This window comes from Blautia sp. AM23-13AC, from assembly GCF_003435675.1.
GTDB classification, from domain to species: Bacteria; Bacillota; Clostridia; order Lachnospirales; family Lachnospiraceae; genus Fusicatenibacter; species Fusicatenibacter saccharivorans.
The window spans coordinates 124,064-147,041 of record NZ_QTUL01000006.1 but is presented as its reverse complement, the minus strand read 5'-3'; the positions used below and the strand labels follow the sequence as shown (position 1 = coordinate 147,041).

Below are 22,978 nucleotides of genomic sequence, written 5' to 3'. Positions count from 1 at the left end.
AACAGGGCAAGCCTGACGGTGGAAGCTTCACTGGCACTTCCTGTTTTTCTGATCGCGGTTCTTGTGTTATTAAAAATCGTGGATCTTTACCGGCTGCATGGAATGCTGACGGTATCTCTGCAGGAGTCCGCGCGGTATCTTTCCGTCTGTGCCTACGCGGTGGATGAGACGGGAAAAGAAACGTATGAAATACCGGAAACGGCCGCGTGCATTGCTTATGCAGAAGCAAAGATTCCAAAAGAAATCCGCGAAAATGGAATGGTGACACTGGCAGGAAGCCGTGTGAAAAATGGATGGCTGGAACTGAAAGCGATTTACTGGCCGAAAATGGGAAACCGCCTCGTTCCGGTGCGGAACCGGGGAATTGCAGCGTGTGCGAAAGTGCATCTGTTCTGCGGAAAGACAGAAGAGGAGGCGGATGAAGAAGAGGGCGAAGCAAAACAGATGGTGTGGGTGACTGAGAACGGCAGTGTGTATCATACCGATTCGTCGTGCAGTCATATCAATCTTTCGATCCAGGTTTCCTCACCGGGTGCGCTTGCGTGGAAACGGAATCAGGATGGAGAAAAATATAAGGAATGCGAACAGTGCGTGGGAAATGGCGCTGCGGGTGCGGAAGTTTACTATACGAAATACGGAAACCGGTATCATAACAGTCTTTCCTGCAAAGGGCTGAAACGTAAAGTAAAACTTGTAGCACTGGAACAGACGGATGGACTGCCGCAGTGCTCGAAATGCGCGAAAAAGGCGGCGTAAGAAAGCCGGATATGAGCAGAGCAGGTGTCTTCTTTCCGGGTGAGACCGGAAAGAAGGACGGTAAACAGAAACTCGGGTTTGCGGAAAGGAGGCCGCGGCTGTGTATCAGGAAGAAGTAAAGAGTGCAATTATATTGCTGTATCTGGGGATTCTTGCCGGAATGGATGTGAGGAAACGGCAGATCAGCCTTGTCCTGACCGGTGTTTTATTCCTTGCAGGCATTGGATGGCAGATTCTGGTGGAACAGACATCGTGGCTGGAATGGCTGCTGTCCCTGCTGCCGGGAGCGGGATTTCTGACGCTCAGTTATATATCACGGGAACAGGTGGGATACGGGGACGGCCTTCTGCTTCTGACGGTTGGAATCTGGCTGGGATTTGGGCAGACGTTCGGCGTTCTGACGCTGGGACTCATTCTCTGTTCGGTACTCTGCGGAGTTCTTCTGATGCGGAAGAAAATACGGAAACAGGATTCTATACCGCTGGTGCCGTTTCTGCTGCTTGGATTTGTGGGGAGGTGCGGAATGCTTTGAAAGTGAAAATGAGAAAAGCAAGTATTACGGTAGAGGCAGTTCTGGTCACGCCGCTTGTTCTGATGGTGATTTTTCTTCTGCTGTCGCTGACATTTTTTGTGCACGCACGGAGCTGGTATACATTTGCGGCATATGAAAGCACAATGCTTGCCGCCAGTGAAGGCCGCCTGTCTGTGGAAAAAGGAGAGGCAGCCGCCCAAAGCCGGATGGAATGGTGGATTTCCCAGATACCGCTTCCGGCTGAACCGGTGACCGTACAAACGGTGTGCAGAGAAAAAGAGATTCAGATAAAAGCAGAAGGAAACATTCTGCCAATCTGGAGCCGGAACGCGTGGGAATATTCGGTTTTGAGTGAAAGCAGGAGAAACAATCCGGTGAAAACGATCCGGAAGATACGGGCAGTAAAACAGATCTGGAACCAGAAGTAAGGACGGAAGCGGAGAAATGCAGATTGATTATAAAAGAGATTTGAACCATACGTATGTTATTTTACAGGAGGAAAAAGAGCCGGACACGGCGTCGTATCAGATTCGTATGCTGCTGACAAACGCAATCCCAGGGCTTTTGGACTGCAAAATCGGGAAAATGGATGATAAAACATTGTTTTACTATGAGGTGACATCAAAGCAGTCGCTTCAGAGTGTGTTTGAACAGCGCTCGATTGGGGCGGAGGCGCTGCGGAAACTGTTTGAACAGCTGCTGGATCTTCTCGAAGAACTGGGGCAGTACCTGCTTGCACCGGACGGTCTCGTTCTGCAGCCGGAGCTGGTTTTTGCAGATGCAAATCTGGAGAACTTTTCCTTCTGTTATCTGCCGGGAAAGCAGGGACACACAGGCTGTTTTCAGAAGCAGATCCGGGAGCTGATGGAATATCTGCTGCCGAAGCTGGATCACCAGGAGCAGGATGCGGTGGTACTCGGGTATGGACTGTATCGGGAGATTTCGGCGGAGATCTTTTCGGTTGAGATGATTCAGGCACTCTTATATCAGACAGGGAAAGAGAAGAAAGAAACGACGGAGCAGGAGGGAAAAGAGCGTCCTAGGGAAGAAAATCCGCCTGTACAGATGGAGGAAACACTTTGGGGAGAACAAGAAGCGGAAGCGGCGGAAAATTTTTTTGTGGAAGCGGAGGAAGAAAAGGATGAAGGACGCTGGAAAAATATTGTGGAAGCAGTGATCTGCATCGGATTTCTGGGAGGTGTGCTGGCACTGCGGTGGACACAGGCCGAAACTGTTTGGTATCTGGTGCTGGGAGGAGCGGCGGCTGTTGTGGGAATTGTAAGTCTGGCATTGGAACTTGCCAGCCGATGGAAAAAGCGGCAGTCGGGAACAGAAACAGGAAGCTATGGGAAGGCCGCAGGAATCCGGAAACAAGGAGAAACAGGAGATGTATTTTCGGAATATCAGAATCGGAAGGGCTTAAAACAGAAAGATGGAACATGGAATCCGAAAAGCGATACAGAACAGCAGGGATGGAAAAGGGATTCCTCAGTCGAAAAAGAGAAAACATGGGAAAAGAATGAAGAACAGGAAAACAGAAAGATGCACAGCCTGATGGAATTGGAGGGGCATGAAGAGGATCTGTTTGGAAAAACGGAACTGCTGACCAGCCCGGAGGATGAGGGAAGGGCATATCTGATTCCGATAGATCCGATTGATCTTCCGCTGATTCCGATTGAACGCGGAAGCACATTGATTGGAAAACTGTCAGCGGCGGCAGATGTAATTCTGCCATACCGTACGGTAAGCCGCCTTCACGCAAAGCTGGTCAGTACAGAAGAGGGAGATTATCTGCTGGATCTGAATTCGCGGAACGGAACAACGGTGAATGGCGTTCCATTGATGGGCGAGACAAAAAAGAAGCTGGAGGATGGAGACGATATCTCATTTGCCGGGAAGAAATACCGGTATAAGGCGGGAGAGAAAAACAGAAATTAGAGAAAAATGACGCATTACACTTTTTCGATTTGGAGAAAGCGCTGGATGCGTTATTTTTAATATGGCAGAATGATCAAAGAAAAAAGTTATGCGAATGAAACAAAAATATTATAGAAAAGAAAATTATGCATAAAATTAAAAAAAGAAATAATGTAAAAAATAATGTCATAAAACGTCGAAAGCCGTCGTGAAGCGTCAATAATTGTCGAAAAACGTTTATCAAAAAAGAAAAAAATTTGACGATTTCTTGCATTTACAAGTGAATTAAATTATAATAAAAAAATAGCACAGATAAGGAAATGATGTAATGGAAGAACAAAGGAAAAACAGTTACGATCCGAACGAAGATATCGTGGACCGTATGTGGAAGAGGTCAAAAAACAGCATCAATCTGGTCATCGTCGTATGCAATATTCTGGTATTCCTTGCAGTCACACTGACCGGAGGGACAGAGAGCTCCAGACATATGATGGACTGCGGTGCGGCGTATGCGCCGCTGATTGAGAGCGGAGAATACTATCGCCTGTTTACGAGTATGTTTCTTCACTTTGGCATCCAGCATCTGATCAACAACATGCTGCTTCTTTTGTTCCTTGGGGATTACCTAGAACGCGCAGTTGGAAAGATCCGTTATCTGGTCATCTATCTGGGCGGCGGACTCGTCGGAAATCTGTGCTCGTATCTGCATGAACTGTCCCTGATGAAAACAGGGGAAGCACCGGCAGTTTCCGCCGGCGCTTCGGGAGCGATTTTTTCTGCTGTCGGAGCGATGCTTGTTCTTCTGGCATTTCGGAAAGGAAGGCTGGAGGATCTCACCTTCCGGAGGATGGCCGTCATGGCTGTCCTTTCGCTGCTGGTCGGATTCCAGTCTTCAAATGTGGACAACTTCGCACACATCGGCGGTTTTCTGGCAGGTGCAGTCCTGATGGCGGTTCTCTATCCGGGAATGGCAAGGATCAGGAAAAGGGGAAAACGACCGTAAAGGTGCTTCCTTCCCCGGGAACGGAAGAAACGGAAATCGTGCCGTCGTGTGCGGTTACAATTTCCTTGCAGATGGCAAGTCCAAGGCCGGTTCCGTTTTTCTTATGTGTGACAAAAAGGTCAAAGAGAGTCGGCAGATCCTCGGCGGGGATTCCGCAGCCAGTGTCCTGCACACGGATGGTCAGAAAGTCACCGTCGAAACAGAGAGAGATTTTGATCGTTCCGCCGGAAGGCATTGCTTCCGCCGCATTTCGGATCAGGTTCAGAAAAAGCTGACGAAATTGCGTGGTATCAAGGGCAAAGCGCGGAATGGCAGATTCCTTGACAAGTTCAATGGAAACCTGTTGTTTTTCGAGGAGAACGCCGGTATCGGCACAGAGATTCTGGAGCAGAAGATAAGGATTCACGTAAGCGCGTACCGCCCGATATGAATGATTATAGCAGGAGAGCTCATCGAGCAGGGAGTTCAGAAAAGCCATATTTTCCTGGATTTTCTGAAAATAGAGATCGTTGGAAAGCTCCGGATGCGCTAAAAGAAGAAGCTGATGAAAGCTGTGGATAACCGCAACAGGATTTCGAACCTCATGTGAAATCCGGGAAATCATAGCGTGACATTCTTCCGATAAGCCCTGTGAATTGGTTGTTGGTTCTTTTGACATAGCCGTATCCTCCTTATGATGCGTAGGTAATGATTTTTGATTAGGCAAAAGTTTAGCATTGAAAAGGGGGAGCGCGCAACAAAAAGCGTTCTGCATTATTTGACATTTTTCGACAAATAGTGAGAAAATAGAGTTGTTCGGAACCGTGCAGAACGGGATTCGGAACAACAGAAGAATTAAAAAAAGTAAAGGAGAAAAAGATCATGGATTGTATTTTTTGTAAATTAGCAAACGGAGAAATTCCAACCGCGACATTGTATGAGGACGATGAGTTCCGTGTCATTCTGGATCAGGGACCGGCAACGAAAGGACATGCGCTGATTCTTCCAAAACAGCATTTTGCAAACATTTATGAAATTCCGGATGAAACCGCAGCGAAAGCAATGATTCTCGGCAAAAAAATGGCGACGGCCATGACGAAAGCGCTTCATTCTGATGGCTTCAATCTGGTACAGAACAATGGTGAGGCAGCAGGACAGACGGTATTCCACTTTCATATGCATCTGATTCCAAGATATGAAGGTGACAATGCCGGTATTGCTGCATGGAAGCAGGGAACTCTCGAGGATGCGGTAAAAGAGCAGATCATTGAGAGCGTGACGGCAGAGCTGAAGGCCTGAGAAAAGGCTGGCAGCAGCCAGAAAAAGAATCAATGACAGACGAACAGGGGCGGAGAACAATGGACAAAAATAACTTTTCAGAAATATATAAAAAGTATGTAATGACAGCCTATTCAGCCGCAATGCAGGTGGTGCACAATGAAGCCGATGCGGATGATATCGCACAGGAAACGATGGTGAAACTGTACCTGAATATTGATGCGCTGGATGAAGACAGAGTAGAAGGCTGGGTCCGTGTCGCTGCAAAGAATCTGGGAATTGATTATCAAAGAAAAACACAACGTTTTGACTGGAACGAACTGGATGAGGATCTTCGGGCGGAAGAGATGGAACTTCCGACGCTTGCAGAGGAAGAAAAGCAGGAGAGAAATCATTTTTTTCAGGAAGTGATGGATGCACTGAAAGATCATGATGAATCGGGTTATTATATTACGCGTGAAATCAAGGTGCATGAGCGTTCGGAAAAGGAAGTAGCATCCGAAATGGGTATCACCATCGGAAATCTGCGGGTGAAAATGACCCGGACGAAAAAATGGCTTTGCCAGCACTTTGCTGACAAAGCCAGAGAAAGGGGATTTCTGTAGTTACTATTTGCGTTCGCATTCCTGGATCAGGGAAAGGATGCGGCCGATGGAATCGGTGTGGCTGCTCTTCTTCATCGCATTGATGTAGGTCTGACGGTTTTCGTAAACCTCACGGATTGCGGACTGAAGAGTCTGCGCATTCACGGATTCTTCTTCCAGAACTTTACTGTAACCCTGACGCTCAAAGGAACGCGCATTTAAAATCTGGTCTCCGCGGCTGGCATTGGCAGAAAGCGGAATCAGAATGTTTGGTTTTGCCAGAGCACTGATTTCGCAGATCGCATTTGCGCCGGCGCGGGAGATGATCAGATCTGCTGCGGCGAAGAGATCCGGGAGCTCATCTTTGATGTACTCGAACTGAACGTAACCTTCGGTACCATTTAAGGATGCATCCAGTTTATCTTTACCGCAGAGATGAATCACCTGGAAATCTTTCAGAAGTTCTGGTAAAATAGAACGGACCGCATGATTGACAGCGACGGAACCGAGGCTTCCTCCGATGACGAGAATAACCGGTTTTGCGGCATTGAATCCGCAGAACTTCAGGCCTTCCCGTGCATCGCCGGACAGCAGTTCCTGGCGGATTGGCGTTCCGGTCAGAACGGCTTTGTTTTCCGGGAGACATTTAACGGTTTCCGGGAAATTACAGCAGACCTTTGCAGCGGACGGAATACACAGTTTATTTGCCAGGCCAGGCGTCATATCCGATTCATGGATGAGCGCCGGAACTTTACATGCTTTGGCGGCAAGGACAACCGGTACCGAAACGAAGCCGCCTTTGGAGAAGACAACGTTTGGTTTCAGCTTTTTGAGCAGTTTTTTTGCTTCAAAGTAGCCTTTTACGACGCGGAATGGATCGGAAAAGTTTTTCGGATCGAAGTAGCGGCGCAGCTTTCCGGATGAAATTCCGTAGTACGGAATGCCGAGATCTTCGATCAGCTTGCGCTCCATACCGCCGTAGGAACCGATATAAGAGATTTTATAACCTGCTTCCTTTAATTTTGGAATCAGGGCAATATTCGGGGTAACATGGCCGGCGGTACCTCCGCCTGTCAGAACAATATGCTTCATGAGAATTCCTCCCTGGAATTTGATAATATCATTTGGCTTTTATTATCCCCTCAAGAAGAAAAAAAGTCAAGAGCGGTTACAACATGGAAAATGCCGAGGAACGGAAGAAGATGAAAAAGATAGAAAAAGAAGAACAGCTGAAAAAGAAACTGGAGCAGACGATGGAAGAAAAAATGGCTGCGGATTCGAAAACGGTGGAAGGGGAATCGGCAGTTGTAAAGGCAGAGGAAGGAAACACAGCAACAGAACAGGAGGCTGCGCCTGCGCTTTCAGAGGAAGAACTGAACGCAATGTACGAGCGCTTCCAGCAGCGCCTCCAGAAGGAAGGACTCGCGGACACGGAAGGGAATCCGACAGAAAAAACACTGGAGATCCGCCGCCAGATCGTGGAGAGAAAGGCAGAACGCGAAAAGCAGGCGGAGAGACAGAAGAAGATTGCGAAGAGAGCGAAAACAACAAAACACTGGGTATGGACGGCGAAAGCGGCTGGTGTTGTGTTGGTTGTGGGGGCTTGCGTTTTTGGAGCCAGTATGACGAGCGAGGCGAATCGGATTCGGTTGGTGGAGACGATTGGTGGGGTTCGGAATTCGGGTGATGTGGTAAAAACAAATAATGGTGAGGATCGAGAATATTCATCAGGTGAATTAGATGAAGAAACAAAAAAAATAAGTCAAATATTGCATATTGCAGTGCCAGAATTTTACTATATACCAACAGGAATGAAATATGATAAGGTACAAATATTGGAAGAAGCACAAATGGCTATAATTCGATATCAATATAATGACCATTTTGTGTATTTTCATTTGGCAGCGAATGAAAAAGAATTATCACAAGGTGATTGGAAAGATAAAGAAAAAGTTCAAATAGAAACGCTTGATGATGTAATTGATGTTGAAATGGGAAGCGTGTCCGAAAATAATGAAGAAAATTATTATGCAAAATGGAAATATAAAGATTCGTATTATCAATTAAGTGGTCAAATAGAAAAAGAAGAGTTGATGAAGATTTTAAGTGAAATGCAGTATAACTTGTAATTAGTTGAAGTATTGTACGTATATATAATGTAGATGAAGACGAGGGGAAAGAGGAAGTATGAAAAAGGTTATTAATTTGAAAAACTTACTCTTTTGTGCAATGCTCGCTTTATCAATTGCTTTAAGCACAGTAAGTGCGCAGGCAGCACCGTTAGATAACTTAGGTAATACAGTAGATGGATCTGTCTTGACGAATGAAACAGAAGCATTTGGAAATTACCAGAGTGTGGCAAGAAGTACATATTTACATCAAGGATTTGTGAGAATCACAAATAATGGAAATGGATATGTTGGGATAGCTGGAGGAACAGAATGCAATGTTCTTTGTAATACCATAAAATTAAATGTCTATTTAGAGCGTTCAAGCGGTGACGGAAATTTTTATAGTTACAAAAAATGGGAAAATGTAGATTACAATGAAGCATCGTTGTATATGAGTAAAGAAGTTAAGGTGGAAAAAGGTTATTACTATCGATTAAGAGGATACCATTCTTGTACCAAGAGCGGTGTTACTGAAAATGGCGGTAGTGTAACAGATGGTATTTACATTGGATAATCATTATTTTTAAATTAGTAAAACGAGTAAAAGAAATATCATGTATACAAGCACAAGAGAGTAGCATAAATGAACGGAAATGATTTTTAACCCAGCAATTTGCAACTCCCTCACCCCTTAAAAATCCCGGGGCCAGTCCCCTATAGAAACCTTATAACAATGAATATATTAAGACGAAAACGCAGATCTTTCAGGATTTTCAACGCGTCGAAATTCCTTTTTCCAACCACAACACAGATCTGAGTCATCATGTGTTACTATGTTCAGCGTGTGAGTGATCATACGGAACATCGGCTGACCCCGATAAGTGAGGCATCGGTATTACTGCAGGAATACCGGTGCCTCTTTTCTGTACGTTTCTACAAGCCGATGCCCATAATTGAACAAAAATATCAAGATTGTTGTGCAATCTGCCTTAAAATTCCGTTGGAATCTGCCAGATATTATGCTATAATAATCAAAAAAGAGAGAATAAGCATAAAATACAAAAGGAATTTCAGATTATTTTCGCGGACAACGCGTCAAAGACCATGCTGGCATGGGAACTTGACGACTGCTGGCCGCGATAACGGGCCAAACGTATAACGCGTGTTTTGACCCGCAGTGACAACATTTTGTCCCCGAACAAAACGGGAGAACAGGAGGCATCTTATGCGTCTTACATTTCTTGGAGCAACACATGAAGTGACGGGCAGTTGTTATTATCTGGAGGCTGCCGGGAAGAAGTTTTTAGTGGACTGCGGTATGGAGCAGGGACCGAATATTTATGAAAACAAGCCGATTCCGGTTCCGGCATCCCAGCTGGATTTCGTATTGATCACGCACGCGCACATCGATCACACCGGAAATCTGCCGCTGCTGTATGCACACGGCTTCCGCGGTCCAATCTATATGACTCCGGCGACGGTAGCGCTTTCGGACATCATGCTCCGCGACAGTGCACACATTCAGCTCGCCGAGGCCGAGTGGCGGAACCGCAAGAACCGTCGGGCGGGAAAAGAAGATTACGTCACACCATACACAATGGAGGACGCCCTCGGCGTGATCCGCTTGCTGGAGGGCATTCCGTATCATCAGCGTGTGACACTATCGGACGGCATTCAGATCCGTTTTCTCGATGCCGGTCATCTGCTCGGCTCCGCATCCATTGAGCTGTGGCTGACAGAGGACGGTGTGACGAAAAAACTGCTCTTCTCCGGCGATATCGGAAATATCCATCAGCCGCTGATCAACGACCCGGAGTACCCGGAGAGCGCTGATTACGTGATTATGGAATCCACCTACGGTGACCGGAGCCACGGTCCGAAACCGGATTATGTACCGGAGCTGGCAAAAATCATTCAGGAAACGCTCGACCGCGGCGGCAACCTCGTGATCCCGTCGTTTGCTGTTGGAAGAACGCAGGAGATGCTGTACTTTATTCGTGAAATTAAGGCAGAACATCTGGTTCACGGCCACGGCGAATTCCCGGTTTACGTGGACAGTCCGCTTGCCGTTGAGGCAACCAATATTTTCCGCGATCATCAGAAAGAGTGCTACGATTCCGATGCAGCTGCGCTCCTTGCGCAGGGCATTAATCCGATTCTGTTTCCGGGATTAAAGCTCTCGATTACATCCGATGAGTCGAAAGCCATCAACTTCAACGAAACCCCGAAGGTCATCATATCCGCAAGCGGCATGTGCGATGCAGGACGAATCAAGCATCATCTGAAGCACAACCTCTGGCGGCAGGAGAGTACGGTTCTCTTCGTCGGCTATCAGGCCGTCGGTACACTGGGACGGGCGCTGATCGGAGGCGCGAAGGAAGTGAAACTGTTCCAGGAAGAGGTTCATGTGAACGCGCACATCATCCAGTTCCCGGGCATGAGTGGCCACGCAGATCAGGAAGGACTGCTCAAATGGGCGGGCAGTCTGCGGGCAAAACCGGACCGCGTTTTCGTGACGCACGGAGAGGATAAGGTGACGGAACTTTTTGCAGAAAAACTGTGGGATGAATTCCGTTATCCGGCGATGGCTCCGTTCTCCGGAACCGTATTTGATCTGAAAGAAAATGAATTTATCGAGAAAACTGTCGGCATTCCGATCCAGAAAGAAAGTGCCGCAAATGCAGGAACCCTGCGCACGAGAAGCAGCGGAAATGCCGTCTTCGACCGCCTCGTTGCGGCTGGTCAGCGGCTGCTTACGGTTATTACAAGAAACAAAGGCGGCGCCAACAAAGATCTTTCCAAATTTGCTGACCAGATCAACAGTCTCTGCGACAAATGGGACAGATAAAGCAGTCCGGTGGCTGGAAGAAAGACTGTGCTATTAATATAGAAGAAAAACCGGAAGAAAGCAGGCGGCAGGGAAGCTGTGCTGCATCAGAAAAGAAAAAACAGAAGTGGATAAATTACAAACTCCCCGGGGTGAGCATTCCCCGGGGAGTTATTATAATAAAAAAGAGCAAGCGTAAAAAAAGTTATTTCTGGATAGCCTGTTCCAGCGCTTTTGCAAGCTGGTCTGGACATGATGTTCCGCGTCCGTTGCAGTCGATGCCTTTCATGCGGGAGATGGCTTCGTTTACGTCCATGCCCTCAACGAGTCTTGCAACACCCTGTGTGTTTCCGTTGCATCCGCCTACGAACTGTACGTTGTGTACTTTACCGTCTTCTACCTCAAACAGAATTTTTCTGGAACAGGTACCTTTTGTTGTATATTCCATCGATAGGATCCTCCTTTGTGAATAAAAAATTAGAACATTATCGTGAACTTCAGCCACGATAATTCTTCGGTTCCTGCTATTATATCATAGATTACGAAAACAGCAAAGAAAAAAGATACCACAGATCCCAAATTTATTGTATACTGTAACAGGAATTACAAAGAAACCAGAAGGAAAAGAAAATGGACTCCCGGAGTTTTCCGTTCTTACTTTAGCGGCTGACCGCTGACAAAAATGATTTCATAAAAGCAAGAACAGAAAGAATCGGGGAGTACATGTAAAGTTATTGGAGGATATCATAAACATGAAGTTAATCGGAATTATCGGTGCAATGGAAGTTGAAGTTGCAAGCTTAAAGGAAATGATGACGGATGTTACAATCCGCACGAAGGCATCCATGGAGTTCAACCACGGTTACCTGAACGGAAAAGAAGTGGTTGTTGTGCGCAGCGGAATCGGCAAAGTAAACGCCGGTATCTGCACCCAGATTCTTGTAGATGATTACGGCGTGGACTGTGTCATCAACACCGGAATTGCAGGCTCCCTGCGGAATGAAATTAACATCGGCGATATCGTCATTTCGACCGATGCTGTTCAGCACGACATGGATGTGCGCATCTTCGGATACCCGCTCGGCGAGATTCCGCAGATGGGTGTTTTAAGCTTCCCGGCAGACGAGCACCTCGCAGAGGTGGCAGAGGAAGTCTGCAAGGAAGTCAATCCGGAAATCCAGGTATTCCGCGGACGCGTGGTCAGCGGTGACCAGTTTATTTCCAGCAAAGAAGTGAAAAACCATCTGATCGAGGAATTCAACGGTTCCTGCGCCGAGATGGAGGGCGCTGCGATTGCGCAGGGCGCTTATCTGAACAAGATTCCATACGTCGTACTCCGCGCCATCTCCGACAAAGCAGACGACAGCGCAACGATGGACTACCCGACCTTTGAGAGTGAGGCAGCCCGCCACTGTGTCAACCTGCTGCAGGAAATGGTAAAACGCCTGTAATCTAAAAAAAGCAAGAAGAAAAAATCGACAAACGGACAGGCGAAAACCAGCGAAACCACGCGAACCGGCACGAAAGCAGTCCCCTGAAGGAACGAAAAATAAAAATTCACGCGAAAAAGCACAGAATCACAAAGAATTTGACGAACGTTTTTTGTTTCCAAATTTTTCCGGCAGTGCTATACTGTGGCACATCGGAACAAGAAGATGCTCACTACGGATTGCTCAGCAGTAAAACACTTGCTGTTTTGCTGCGTAAGAAAGTGATTCAGGTGTGAGCAGCCCTCCTTTTGCGAAGCAAAATTTTCAATGAGGGCTGCGAATGTTACAGTTCCCAGGTACCTGTGAACTGTAACACGTCTCCACTGCCGATATGCCAGCGGAAGAATCCTGTGCGCGCAAATTCTGCCGCGGCATCCGCCGATGCACCGCAACGGAAGCACCGGCATATGATCATGACAGGCAAATTCAAAAATCATCAGGGGGAATAAGAATGCTGGAGTTTTGTGTGAAACAAAATGTGTTCTTATACGCAATGATAGCAGCAGGAATCGCCGGTGTGTGGTGCCTGTTCTGGAATAACCGTTTCTACACCCGGGCCATCCGCGATCTCGGAAGGCTGAAGGAACCAAAGTCGAAATGGACCAGGTCGGTGCTGGAAACGTGTCAGAGAAAAGCGCATCCCTTTTCGAATGCCGGGGCGTTTATGCGCAGCCAGATTGCACAGGGCAGGTCAGCGGGAATGGCAGTCCCGACGCTTCTGCGCGGAAGCCAGAATATGATCCTCACGGTTCTGGCGCTGTCGATTCTTTCGCTGTGGGCGATCTACCGATACCGTTATGGAGAGACGGAGCTGATGCGCTACCTCGGAACGGGCATCGCGCTCGCCGGAGGCCTTGTCTTTTTCCGGCTCTGTCTGGATTTCGGCGGAAAAGAGGAAATTCTGCTGAACGGCTGGACAGACTATCTGGAAAATGAGTTTGCAGCGACGAAACAGAGTGCGGTGCTGGAAACCGTACAGCAGACCGAATGGCAGCCGGTGCAGGCGGAAACCATGGCACAGGCAGGAACCGGAGCGGCGAAAGCAAAACCGCAGACTGCGGGAAGCGAGTCCGCCAAAGAGCGGAATGAACTGTTCGCAGACCCGGAAAAAGAAGCGAGGATTTCGAAAGTCAGGGAGGGCATCCGCCAGACCGCCGCGGCCGAGAGCAGGTTTGCCGGAATGCTGACGCCCGAGGAAGAGAAGCTGATGAGGGAAATTATCAGCGAATACGTGTAAATACCAGGGGATCAGGCCGGGGAGCATGGCATATCGACATGACCATATTTCCGAATCGGCAGTCCGCAGGTATCTAAGATAAAAATATTTCAGGCAGTGCCGTCTTTCAAAACAGACAGGCGGCACTGCTTTCCCGGATAAAGCAGAATCATCATCTGCAAAAGGAGGAACCAACATGAGACTTGTAATTCTTGAGGCAGAGTCACTGGGAAAGGACATGGATCTGTCCGGCTTTTCCCGTTTTGGAGAAGTGACAGTATATGAAAAAACAACGGAGGAGGAATGCCCGGAGCGTGTGCGGGAGGCGGATATCGTCATCTGCAACAAGGTGCGCATGTGCAGCCGCACCCTGTCCGGCGCGGAGAACCTGAAACTGATCTGCGTCACCGCAACCGGCATCAACAACATCGATCTCGATTATGTGAAGCGCCACAACATCGCCGTGACGAACGTCGCCGGCTATTCCACCGTCAGCGTGGCCCAGCACACCTTTGCGATGTACTTCTATCTGGCAGAAAAACTCCGTTATTACGATGATTACGTAAAAAACGGCAGCTACGCCGCCAGCAGCCTTTTCACCTGCATGGACAGACCGTTCACCGAGCTGGAGGGCAAGACGTGGGGCATCATCGGCCTTGGCGCGATCGGCAGAAAAGTGGCTTCGATTGCACAGGCATTCGGCTGCCGTGTGATCTATTACTCCACCTCCGGTGCACACGACGATCCGGACTACGAGCGGGTCGATCTCTATCGTCTGCTGAAGGATTCTGATGTGGTTTCCATCCACGCCCCGTTAAATGAGGCGACCGAGAACCTGATGAATATCGAAACGTTTGCCAACATGAAGCGGAACGCAATTCTGATCAACGTCGGCCGCGGCTCGATCGTGAATGAGCGTGACCTCTGCTGTGCCCTGCGCGAAGGCCTGATCGCCGGAGCAGCGCTCGATGTACTTTCCAGCGAGCCGATCCGCAGTGACAGTCCGTTGCTGAAAATGGCGGACGACGACCGCCTGTACATCACGCCGCACATCGCCTGGGCATCGAAGGAAGCCCGCACGCGCCTGATCGGACTGGTGCAGAAAAATATTGCTTCGTACCTGGAAGGCGGCATGGAAAACCGCGTGGTATAAAAGGGATACAAAGCCAGGGACAAAATACATAAAAAGAGCCGGACATCCGACGGAACCGCAGAGGGGGCTGTAAGAACAGCCGCTCCCAAGTTCCGCCGGATGCCCGGCTTTTACATTTGCTTTATTCGCTGCAAAAACGAGAGAACATTATTCCTCTGTAATCTGAATTTCCAGATAATCAAACTCCAGCGATTCAATAAAATTATCCTGTGTGAACCGCGTTTTCGATCTCCGTTTAAACTCCGAAATATTCGTATCGAGCCAGATCGGCTTCGCCAGATTCCAGGCATCGCAGATTTCATCGAGCGCACGGAAGACCTTGTGCGTTCTGGTATCCTCATCGTCGATGCAGACGGTAAGATCCTGAAGAATATGATTGTTTTCCACTAATTTTCCCCACATCTGAAACATATTAAAAATCCTCCTGAAAAGTACAAAGTAAACAGTGCATTTGGAACGACCGTGTTAATCGCTGGTAACGGTATGCAGTTCTTTAAAATCCTTCGGCGAGATCCCGTACTCTTTTTTAAACGCGCGGTAAAAACTCGAATAGTCGTGAAATCCGAACAGCAGATACACCTTCGTGACCGGTACATCGCCGAGCAGCGCTTCACGGCACCTTGCCAGCCGCTTTTTGGAAATGTACTGGTGGATCGACATGCCGATTTCATCCTTGAAAACGTGTGCAATGTGATATTTGCTCACAAAAAGTTCCGCCGCCAGCCGTTCGAGCGACAGATCCTCGGACAGGTGCTCATCAATATAGAAACAGAGCTGTTCATACAGCGAGAGCTGTGCTTTCCGGGTGAGCGGGTGATGCTGCTCATACACCGTTCGGTTGATCTGCATCAGCAGGTCGCTGACGTAGAGAAAAATCTGCGTCTCTTTTCCAAAATGATCGGACCGCATTTCTTCGATCAGGCGGATGGTGCGGTACTGGATCGTGTTGAACTCGACGGAATCGAGCGGGAACAGATATTTCTGATTTTCGGCAGCGTATTCCATCAGGTAAACGTAGTCGGCGGAACGGGCGCGGAGCTGCTCTGCAAAAGCGGCGCTGACCCAGAACACAAAGCGGCGGTACGGCACAGACAGGTCGTGCATCACCAGATGATGCGGCACGCCGGGCGGAATCAGAAGAAGATCGCCGGGCGTCGGTGTGTAGAGCACTCCGTCGATTTCCAGTGAGATCGCCCCTTCGAGAAAGAGATAGAACTCATAATGCGTATGCGTATGTTCTTTTACGCCGGGCACATCGTCGGTGCTGTAATAGTATAACTCAAACGTATCCGAAATCATGTACTGCCGGGTGGCAAATTTCGTCTGCAGTTTTTCTTTCATAATAAAAGCATCCTTGCAAAAAAATGATATTTTTGAACCATAGCAACAATTCCCAGCATATCACAAAACAGCAAGTTTTACAATGTATTCGGCAATTCGCACAATAGAAAAAAACAACTTGTCCGGTTATGATACAAGGGAATAAAATAAAAACAGAATGCAGAATAAATTTCAGATAAAGATCAAAACGGAGGAACAGCTATCATGAATCAGATTCTCGAACAGCTTGGAACATACGGCATTGTGCCGGTTGTCGTTTTACAGGATGCAGCAAAAGCAGAGCCGCTTGCCGAAGCTCTCTGCAAGGGCGGACTTGCCTGCGCCGAGGTGACCTTCCGCACCGATGCGGCAGAAGAATCCATCCGCATTATGAGCGAAAAATTCCCGGAGATGCTGGTGGGAGCCGGAACTGTGCTCACAACCGAGCAGGCGGACCGCGCCGTGAAAGCCGGAGCAAAATTTATCGTCAGCCCGGGCCTCAACCCGGAGGTAGTAAAATGGTGCCAGGCACACGAAGTACCAGTGATCCCGGGCATCGTGACCCCGACTGAGATGGCGCAGGCAATCGGTCTTGGGCTCACCATGGTGAAATTCTTTCCGGCAGAACCGGCAGGCGGACTGAAATACATCCGTGCCATCGCAGCACCGTACACCATGATGAAATTCATGCCGACCGGCGGCATCAACCCGCAGAATGTAAGAGAATACCTGGCATACGACCGCATCGCAGCATGCGGCGGAAGCTGGATGGTAAAAAATACGATGATTGAAAACAACGAATTCGACCGCATCGAAGAGCTGGTGAAAGAGGCGGTTGAGATCGTAAAGGAAAGCCGGACGTGACGACATCCTTCCCGCAGCCGCTGGGCACCGACCGTTGACCTCGAGCGTGATCCGAGATGGGGAAGAAACGAGGAGGGCTACGGCGAGGACCCTGTGCTGACCGGAAAAATGGCCGGCGCTTACATCGAGGGAATGCAGGGCGACGATCCAAAATATCTGCGCTGTGCATCAACCCTGAAACACTTCTATGGAAACAACACCGAGGTCGGCCGCGGCTGGAAGAACTCTTCAATTGACCCGCGGAATAAATATGAGCTGTATCTCGAGCCGTTCCGCAGATGTATTGAGGAGAGCGGCGCAGAGGGCATCATGACGGCGTACAACAGAATCAACGGCACCGTCGGGCCGCCTGAACATGGTCATGAAAGGAACCACCACCGCCGGCGCCGGAATGGTCCGGGAAAACATGGAAATCTCGGAATCCGTCATCATGAAACAGGCGGACCAGAAGATGTATGAAAATAAAAAAAGTTCACGGTGAATCGCCGCAATGGATTGTCCCCGCGGGTCTTTTCGTGGTACAATGAAACATAACCGATAAAAAGAAAAACGAGGGCAGAACATGAACGAATTATATGAAATGATTGAAAAGAAAATCAAAGAATCCGGCTATCCGCGGCCGATTTCGGGAAGCGATGTTTACGATGACATCTGCGACCAGATCGAGGGAAAAGAGAACGGTTCCTATGTGGTATTATCGAAATTTGATGATGATGTGATTTTCGAGTACCACATCACGGTGATGGATGATGAATTCAACCTCGGCGTGCTGACGATGCGCACCCCGGAGGGCGTGTTTGAGACAGATTTTGACCAGTAAAAGAGAAAAGAAAGAGGTTGTTACTTATGCCGAATGTTGAAAAAATCACAAAACAGACGGAAAATCCGTTCGTAAATCTTTACCTGGTGGAAGGAACAAACAAAGTAAACCATCACTTCCGCTATTATGTGGCTTCCCGCGCAAAATCCATCGAGCAGATGAAGATCAAAACAAGAAAAAATACGCCGGACGGCGTGCTGATGTACAGTCTGTACGGGGAAAAGCGCGACAAAATTGTCCTGGTGCGCCAGTACCGCGTTTCCATTGATGACTACATTTACGAATTCCCGGCAGGCCTGGTGGAACCGGGCGAGGAGTTCCATGAGGCTGCCGTGCGCGAGATGCATGAGGAGACCGGTCTTACGTTTCACCCGTTGAAAGTAGATCCCTGCTACGAGAAACCGTTCTTCACCACAATCGGCCTGACCGATGAAGCATGCTCTGCCGTTTACGGCTGGTGCGAGGGCGAGATCAGCCGCAAATACCTCGAAGAGAGCGAAGTGATCGAAGTTGTCCTTGCTGACCGCGAGGAGGCAAAGAGAATCTTAAAGGAAGAAAATGTAGCAATTATGTGTTCTTATCATCTGATGCATTTTATTCATGATGAGGAGCCGTTTGCATTCCTGAAATAAGTGGAGGGGAGCCAGAAAAACACAACCCCTGGAAGTTCTTAGCACGAACTGCCAGGGGTTGTGTTTTTCTGACTCCCATTTACGTTGTGGGGGACGGGAGGGTGAGGACTCAGGTGTAGTATTGGGCCTGGGTTTCGTAAAGATTGGCGTAGATGCCGTGGTTTGCGAGGAGGGTGTCGTGGGTTCCGTCTTCGGCGATGCGGCCGTGGTCGAGGACGATGATGCGGTCGCAGAATTTGCAGCTGCTCATGCGGTGGGAGATGTAGACAGCGGTTTTGCCGGCGGTCATCTGGCTGAACTGTTCGTAGATTTCAGCCTCAGCGATCGGGTCGAGGGCTGCGGTCGGCTCGTCGAGGATGACGAACGGGGCATCCTTGTAGAGGGCGCGGGCGATGGCGGTGCGCTGGGCCTCGCCGCCGGAAAGGTCGACACCGGAGCCGTTGTTGTTGTAAAGGCGGGTGCGGACGCCCTGCGGGAGTTGCTGTACACGGTCGGTGAGACCGACTTTTGCAAGAGAGGATTGCAAAGCAGCTTCATCAATCGTAGTCCCTGCGGCGATGTTTTCGTCGAGCGGAAGGGAGAACAGGTGGAAATCCTGGAAAACCACGGAGAAGGCCTGGGTGTACTCTTTGTAATTGTATTTGCGGATGTCGATGCCGTTTAAGGTAATATAGCCTGAGGTCGGCTCATACAGGCGGCAGATCTTTTCAAACAGCCCAAGTCCATACTGCACGAGCAGAAAGACGACGACGGTATACAGACAGGCGCGGTACGATTCTGCAAGCAGCAGATTCAGAATCCGCGCTGAGAAAAACAAGGAGAGATACGGAAGTGTGGCAGCGGCAAAAGCGCTTCCGAACAGCCAGAACAGCACGCGGTGATTGCCCTGGCTGATCATATTTAAAAAGCGGCAGACGGCATGAAACCGTTCTTTCATTTTCATCAGATGTGTTCCTCCGTTTCCTGATAATACTGGCTCTGTACTTCCAACATATGCGCATACGATCCGCCGAGGGCGAGCAGTTCGTCGTGGGTTCCGCGCTCTTTGATTTTTCCGTTTTCGAGAAACAGAATCGTATCGCAGAACCGTGTCGACGCGAGGCGGTGCGAGATGAAGAGCGCAGTCTTATTTTTCAGCAGGGTGCTGTAGGTTTCGTACATTTCATTTTCTGAGATTGCGTCGAGCGCAGTGGTCGGCTCATCGAGCAGGAGCAGACGGCAGTTTTTGTAGAGAGCCCGCGCCATCATGAGTTTCTGCATCTCACCGCCGGAGAGAGTGACGCCGTCGTCAGTCATATCCTTGCCGAGATATGTTTCCTCTTTCTGCGGCAGACCTGCAATTTTCTCCCAGTGGCCGGCCGGGAGCGGCAGATCAAGAAATTCCCGCATCCACCGGATCTGTTCGAGACAGAGTACCGATTTCGAAAGACTGGAAGTAATCTCGTTAAAATACGAAGAAAAACCGGAAACCGCGCCGAGCACCAGCACAAAGCCGGAGACAGTCATGGTTCCGTGTGCGAGGCGGTAAATCAGAAAGCCATAGCAGATGCCGTCGCGCAGAAGCTGCAGCGTGAGGGTCAGCAGATCGTTCGCGAAGTAGGCACTGCGGATGTGAAACAGGATTTTCTGGTATCGTTTGTTGATCTGTCGGTAGACACCATCAATCCATCCGCCCATATAGATGTAACAAAAGAGGTGCTTTTGTGAAGGTTGTTTATGAGGTGAGGTAAGAGTCTTTAGTAGGGGTAAGATCTTTACATGCAATATCCTGTGTTGAAAAGGTAGGATTTAAGCGAAAAAAGCCTCGTGACCATGAGGAAATATAAAAGTAAAAAGTATTCTATGATAAAGTATAAAGGCTTAGAGGAAAATGTCTCTTCTAGTCTTTTTTAGTGAGAAAGTAGTTGGTGTGTTTGCTTTTGAAGCTATAAGAAGTATAGTAAAATTTGCACAGGATGGAACAGGATACCGTACTAAGATTATATTTACTAAAGAGAAACTATTGATAGATAGAATGTCGGATATTCTGCTACGATTTTTCAATATAGATTGAGAAAATTTTTCTGATGAAGTGTAATAATATGTGTTTATATGCTTTGTAGAAAAATCCGTAGGAATTAAAATTTTTTGTTTTGTGGAAAGATTATAATTATGATATACTGAAAGAAAACGATAAATTAGAATTTTCATTTCTGTTAATCCAGCCGAAAGGCTTGATTATAAATATTATATTTTAAGGAGATTGCTGTTTGAGAAAAAACAACACCTTGGAGATTGTAGCGTAACCGGGAGGTTATGAATAACAATCGAATCGTAACCTCCTAGCATTGCAGTCAACAATCATCAGGAGGAAAAATTAATGAATAAAAATGACTATATTATACGTTTAGAAAGAGAAGAAGAATACAGAGAAGTTGAAAATTTAGTAAGAGAAGCCTTTTGGAATGTGTATCGTCCGGGCTGCTTAGAACATTATGTGCTGAATCAATTAAGAAACGATGAGGCATTTGTACCTGAACTCGACTTTGTGATGGAGAGGGACGGACAGTTGATTGGGCAAAATATGTTCATGCGTGCAAACATCAAAGCAGATGATGGACGAGATATTCCTATTATGACAATGGGACCAATCTGCATTACACCAGAGTTGAAAAGACAGGGATTTGGAAAAAAATTGTTGGATTATTCTTTGAATAAAGCAGCGGAACTTGGTTGTGGAGCGTTGTGCTTTGAAGGTGATATCAACTTTTATGGAAAAAGTGGATTTACATTCGCAAGCGAGTTTGGTATTCGTTATCATGATTTACCTGAAGATGCAGATGCATCATTCTTCCTTTGTAGGGAACTGATTCCGGGATATTTAAGTGGAGTGACGGGTGAGTATACACCACCGCAAGGATATTTTGTGGATGAAGACGAAGCAGAAGAATTTGATAAAGGATTTTCTTATAAAGAGAAACTAAAACTTCCGGGACAACTTTTCTAATTAAACGAGTAAGAAGCAGTGTTTTCATGCGTGACACGAATCGTGTCACGTATGTGACACTGCGTTTCTTTATGCTTAGGGAGTCTTTTGCTACTTTGAAATTAGCCGATAGGCAAAACGAAAAGAGAAAGGACTACGAATAATGAAAGAAAAGGGAAAAAGATTTTTAGGTATAGGAAGTATATTCGTTGTAGGATTTGTTATCTGGACAGTATTGATACAAAGGGTAGATGTGCAGACTTTGGGAGTAAATGGGACTGATATAGGTTTTGCAACAATTAACTGCTGGTTTCATCAATTAACTGGTGTGCATATGGAAATTTATACTATCACAGACTGGTTAGGACTTGTTCCGATTTTTATTTGTATGATATTTGGTGGGATTGGTTGTGTTCAATTGATGAAAGGAAGAAGTTTGTTTAAAGTGGACTATGATATTATTCTTTTAGGGATATATTACGTTTTAGTAGTTTTTGGGTATCTGATTTTTGAAATGATACCAATCAATTACAGACCAATACTCATTGAAGGATTTATGGAGGCGTCTTATCCATATGAGCGCCTGATTGCTGCTTATCAAGAAGCACGAGAATTGAACGATGAGATGGAAGAACTTTTAAAGAACGCTTTAATGAATTAACTCCAGAAAGTAGCTCAGCATAAGAATGGGGAGGTTTCCCTCCCCAAAATATTTTTTCAAAACTTACACAAAAAACTTGACAAACCCCGAACAGCAAAAAAAGTGTTCACGTTCTGCAAAATTTCTCTGTAGAATCATCGGACAAAATCAAAAAATCCTGGAAAGAGCTTTTTACAGCGGCAGCATAATCTCCGTCACGAAAACGCCGGGCCCATTCTGCCGGTTGATATATCCTTCGTACTTTTCCACAACAAGATTGATCCGTTTCATCCCATGCCCGTGATTTCCGCGCTTCGTGGTGATATACTCGCTGTCCAGCTTCCGCACAGTATCCTTTGTTGCATTCGTAACGGAAATATACAGCTGGTTTTTCAGCACACCAATATAAAGCCGGATATAGGGATCCGCAAGGCCCTCGCATGCTTCCACCGCATTGTCAATCAGATTTCCGATCAGCGCGCAGAGATCAATATCACTCACCGTAAGATTGGCCGGGCAGGCTGCCTTGTAATCCACGCGGATGCCGTTCTTTTCGGCGAGTGAAATTTTGGAATTTAAAATCGCATCGAGATTGACATTCCCCGAATCGCAGAGCTGGTTGACTTGATCGAGATCGTTTTCCAGCAGTCCCAGATACTCCTGCAGTTTATCATACTGCCCCATCTCGACATACGCCTTCATCGGCTGCAGATGATTGTGATAATCATGGCGCCAGCCGCGCATCGTCAGATAGATGTTCTGCACCTCCTCGACCTGGCGGGCGAGAAGCTGGTTCCGGTATTCAATATTTTTTCGCTCCGCAAAGGTGCGGAGCAGCATTTCCATCCGGGAACGCTGCGCCGGTTCATCTTCGCAGTAAGCAATTCTCAT

The 22,978-nt window shown here is 47.6% G+C and carries 25 protein-coding genes and 2 pseudogenes; 19 read left to right on the top strand and 8 right to left on the bottom strand.

What is annotated here, in order from left to right; translation table 11 throughout:
* Window positions 1–18 precede the first annotated feature (18 nt).
* The 5 genes from DW642_RS09040 to DW642_RS09020 all read left to right on the top strand — a co-directional run bounded on the left by DW642_RS09040 (window position 19) and on the right by DW642_RS09020 (window position 4,208).
* On the top strand, window positions 19–756 hold the full coding sequence (locus DW642_RS09040; RefSeq protein ID WP_147326115.1) for a hypothetical protein: 738 nt from the start codon (window positions 19–21) through the stop codon (window positions 754–756).
* Between the two features lie 100 nt (window positions 757–856).
* On the top strand, window positions 857–1,288 hold the full coding sequence (locus DW642_RS09035; protein WP_022461943.1) for a prepilin peptidase: 432 nt from the start codon (window positions 857–859) through the stop codon (window positions 1,286–1,288).
* Window positions 1,289–1,290: 2 nt separating this feature from the next.
* The gene (locus DW642_RS09030; protein WP_256359694.1) at window positions 1,291–1,716 is read left to right on the top strand and encodes a TadE family protein; all 426 of its coding nucleotides are present in this window, start codon (window positions 1,291–1,293) and stop codon (window positions 1,714–1,716) included.
* Between the two features lie 16 nt (window positions 1,717–1,732).
* On the top strand, window positions 1,733–3,226 hold the full coding sequence (locus DW642_RS09025) for a DUF6382 domain-containing protein (RefSeq protein WP_117509960.1): 1,494 nt from the start codon (window positions 1,733–1,735) through the stop codon (window positions 3,224–3,226).
* Window positions 3,227–3,533: 307 nt separating this feature from the next.
* Complete coding sequence (locus DW642_RS09020) at window positions 3,534–4,208, top strand: rhomboid family intramembrane serine protease (RefSeq protein WP_226906363.1); 675 nt, start codon at window positions 3,534–3,536, stop codon at window positions 4,206–4,208.
* Here the strand turns inward: DW642_RS09020 and DW642_RS09015 are convergent.
* The gene (locus tag DW642_RS09015) at window positions 4,183–4,866 is read right to left on the bottom strand and encodes a two-component system sensor histidine kinase NtrB (protein ID WP_055219129.1); all 684 of its coding nucleotides are present in this window, start codon (window positions 4,864–4,866) and stop codon (window positions 4,183–4,185) included. The two genes, DW642_RS09020 and DW642_RS09015, sit on opposite strands and share 26 nt — an antisense overlap.
* Before the next feature lie 203 nt (window positions 4,867–5,069).
* On the opposite strand from DW642_RS09015, the gene DW642_RS09010 reads away from it, so the two are divergent.
* The gene (locus DW642_RS09010) at window positions 5,070–5,486 is read left to right on the top strand and encodes an HIT family protein (RefSeq protein ID WP_172680766.1); all 417 of its coding nucleotides are present in this window, start codon (window positions 5,070–5,072) and stop codon (window positions 5,484–5,486) included.
* Window positions 5,487–5,518: 32 nt separating this feature from the next.
* Window positions 5,519–6,070: an RNA polymerase sigma factor gene (locus tag DW642_RS09005; protein WP_055226618.1), complete on the top strand. Its 552-nt coding sequence runs from the start codon at window positions 5,519–5,521 to the stop codon at window positions 6,068–6,070.
* A gap of 3 nt (window positions 6,071–6,073) precedes the next feature.
* On the opposite strand, the gene DW642_RS09000 is transcribed toward DW642_RS09005, so the two are convergent.
* Entirely contained in the window at window positions 6,074–7,141 is a 1,068-nt protein-coding gene (locus tag DW642_RS09000) for an undecaprenyldiphospho-muramoylpentapeptide beta-N-acetylglucosaminyltransferase (protein WP_117509959.1), read from the bottom strand.
* A gap of 83 nt (window positions 7,142–7,224) precedes the next feature.
* Between DW642_RS09000 and DW642_RS08995 the strand changes: the two genes are divergently transcribed.
* The 3 genes from DW642_RS08995 to DW642_RS08985 all read left to right on the top strand — a co-directional run bounded on the left by DW642_RS08995 (window position 7,225) and on the right by DW642_RS08985 (window position 11,008).
* The gene (locus tag DW642_RS08995; protein ID WP_117509958.1) at window positions 7,225–8,178 is read left to right on the top strand and encodes a DUF4367 domain-containing protein; all 954 of its coding nucleotides are present in this window, start codon (window positions 7,225–7,227) and stop codon (window positions 8,176–8,178) included.
* Window positions 8,179–8,236: 58 nt separating this feature from the next.
* On the top strand, window positions 8,237–8,734 hold the full coding sequence (locus DW642_RS08990; RefSeq protein WP_117509957.1) for a DUF6147 family protein: 498 nt from the start codon (window positions 8,237–8,239) through the stop codon (window positions 8,732–8,734).
* Window positions 8,735–9,385: 651 nt separating this feature from the next.
* A complete protein-coding gene (locus tag DW642_RS08985; protein WP_117509956.1) occupies window positions 9,386–11,008 on the top strand; it encodes an MBL fold metallo-hydrolase RNA specificity domain-containing protein in 1,623 nt (540 codons plus the stop codon).
* Window positions 11,009–11,192: 184 nt separating this feature from the next.
* Here the strand turns inward: DW642_RS08985 and DW642_RS08980 are convergent, their stop codons facing one another.
* A complete protein-coding gene (locus DW642_RS08980; protein ID WP_022461364.1) occupies window positions 11,193–11,435 on the bottom strand; it encodes a TIGR03905 family TSCPD domain-containing protein in 243 nt (80 codons plus the stop codon).
* A gap of 304 nt (window positions 11,436–11,739) precedes the next feature.
* On the opposite strand from DW642_RS08980, the gene DW642_RS08975 reads away from it, so the two are divergent.
* The 3 genes from DW642_RS08975 to DW642_RS08965 all read left to right on the top strand — a co-directional run bounded on the left by DW642_RS08975 (window position 11,740) and on the right by DW642_RS08965 (window position 14,846).
* Window positions 11,740–12,438 carry a 5'-methylthioadenosine/adenosylhomocysteine nucleosidase gene (locus DW642_RS08975; RefSeq protein ID WP_022461363.1) on the top strand — a complete coding sequence of 233 codons (699 nt, stop codon included), beginning with the start codon at window positions 11,740–11,742 and terminating at the stop codon, window positions 12,436–12,438.
* A gap of 490 nt (window positions 12,439–12,928) precedes the next feature.
* A complete protein-coding gene (locus DW642_RS08970) occupies window positions 12,929–13,714 on the top strand; it encodes a hypothetical protein (protein ID WP_117509955.1) in 786 nt (261 codons plus the stop codon).
* Between the two features lie 175 nt (window positions 13,715–13,889).
* Window positions 13,890–14,846, top strand: a complete 957-nt coding sequence (locus tag DW642_RS08965; protein WP_022461361.1) for a D-2-hydroxyacid dehydrogenase — start codon at window positions 13,890–13,892, stop codon at window positions 14,844–14,846.
* A 147-nt stretch (window positions 14,847–14,993) separates the two neighbouring features.
* On the opposite strand, the gene DW642_RS08960 is transcribed toward DW642_RS08965, so the two are convergent.
* Window positions 14,994–15,257: a hypothetical protein gene (locus DW642_RS08960; protein ID WP_055219147.1), complete on the bottom strand. Its 264-nt coding sequence runs from the start codon at window positions 15,255–15,257 to the stop codon at window positions 14,994–14,996.
* 54 nt (window positions 15,258–15,311) lie between these two features.
* Window positions 15,312–16,187 carry an AraC family transcriptional regulator gene (locus tag DW642_RS08955; protein ID WP_055265553.1) on the bottom strand — a complete coding sequence of 292 codons (876 nt, stop codon included), beginning with the start codon at window positions 16,185–16,187 and terminating at the stop codon, window positions 15,312–15,314.
* A 204-nt stretch (window positions 16,188–16,391) separates the two neighbouring features.
* On the opposite strand from DW642_RS08955, the gene DW642_RS08950 reads away from it, so the two are divergent.
* The 4 genes and pseudogenes from DW642_RS08950 (at window position 16,392) to DW642_RS08935 (ending at window position 18,482) form a co-directional block, all read left to right on the top strand.
* Window positions 16,392–17,030 (top strand): bifunctional 4-hydroxy-2-oxoglutarate aldolase/2-dehydro-3-deoxy-phosphogluconate aldolase, encoded by a 639-nt coding sequence (locus DW642_RS08950; RefSeq protein WP_117509954.1) that lies wholly within the window; start codon window positions 16,392–16,394, stop codon window positions 17,028–17,030.
* Between the two features lie 30 nt (window positions 17,031–17,060).
* Window positions 17,061–17,489 (top strand): annotated as a pseudogene (locus tag DW642_RS08945) (glycoside hydrolase family 3 N-terminal domain-containing protein); the annotation flags it as partial.
* A 103-nt stretch (window positions 17,490–17,592) separates the two neighbouring features.
* On the top strand, window positions 17,593–17,850 hold the full coding sequence (locus tag DW642_RS08940) for a hypothetical protein (protein ID WP_055265559.1): 258 nt from the start codon (window positions 17,593–17,595) through the stop codon (window positions 17,848–17,850).
* A 26-nt stretch (window positions 17,851–17,876) separates the two neighbouring features.
* Entirely contained in the window at window positions 17,877–18,482 is a 606-nt protein-coding gene (locus tag DW642_RS08935; RefSeq protein ID WP_055219153.1) for an NUDIX hydrolase, read from the top strand.
* A 109-nt stretch (window positions 18,483–18,591) separates the two neighbouring features.
* Here DW642_RS08935 and DW642_RS08930 read toward each other — a convergent pair.
* Window positions 18,592–19,197: pseudogene (locus tag DW642_RS08930) on the bottom strand (ATP-binding cassette domain-containing protein); the annotation flags it as partial.
* Window positions 19,198–19,424: 227 nt separating this feature from the next.
* On the bottom strand, window positions 19,425–20,159 hold the full coding sequence (locus DW642_RS08925; RefSeq protein WP_117509952.1) for an ATP-binding cassette domain-containing protein: 735 nt from the start codon (window positions 20,157–20,159) through the stop codon (window positions 19,425–19,427).
* Window positions 20,160–20,841: 682 nt separating this feature from the next.
* Between DW642_RS08925 and DW642_RS08915 the strand changes: the two genes are divergently transcribed.
* Window positions 20,842–21,468, top strand: coding sequence for a GNAT family N-acetyltransferase (locus DW642_RS08915; RefSeq protein ID WP_117509950.1), 627 nt, complete (start codon window positions 20,842–20,844; stop codon window positions 21,466–21,468).
* 142 nt (window positions 21,469–21,610) lie between these two features.
* Window positions 21,611–22,108, top strand: a complete 498-nt coding sequence (locus DW642_RS08910; protein WP_199596437.1) for a phosphoesterase PA-phosphatase — start codon at window positions 21,611–21,613, stop codon at window positions 22,106–22,108.
* Between the two features lie 171 nt (window positions 22,109–22,279).
* Here the strand turns inward: DW642_RS08910 and DW642_RS08905 are convergent, their stop codons facing one another.
* A complete protein-coding gene (locus DW642_RS08905; RefSeq protein WP_242991159.1) occupies window positions 22,280–22,978 on the bottom strand; it encodes a sensor histidine kinase in 699 nt (232 codons plus the stop codon).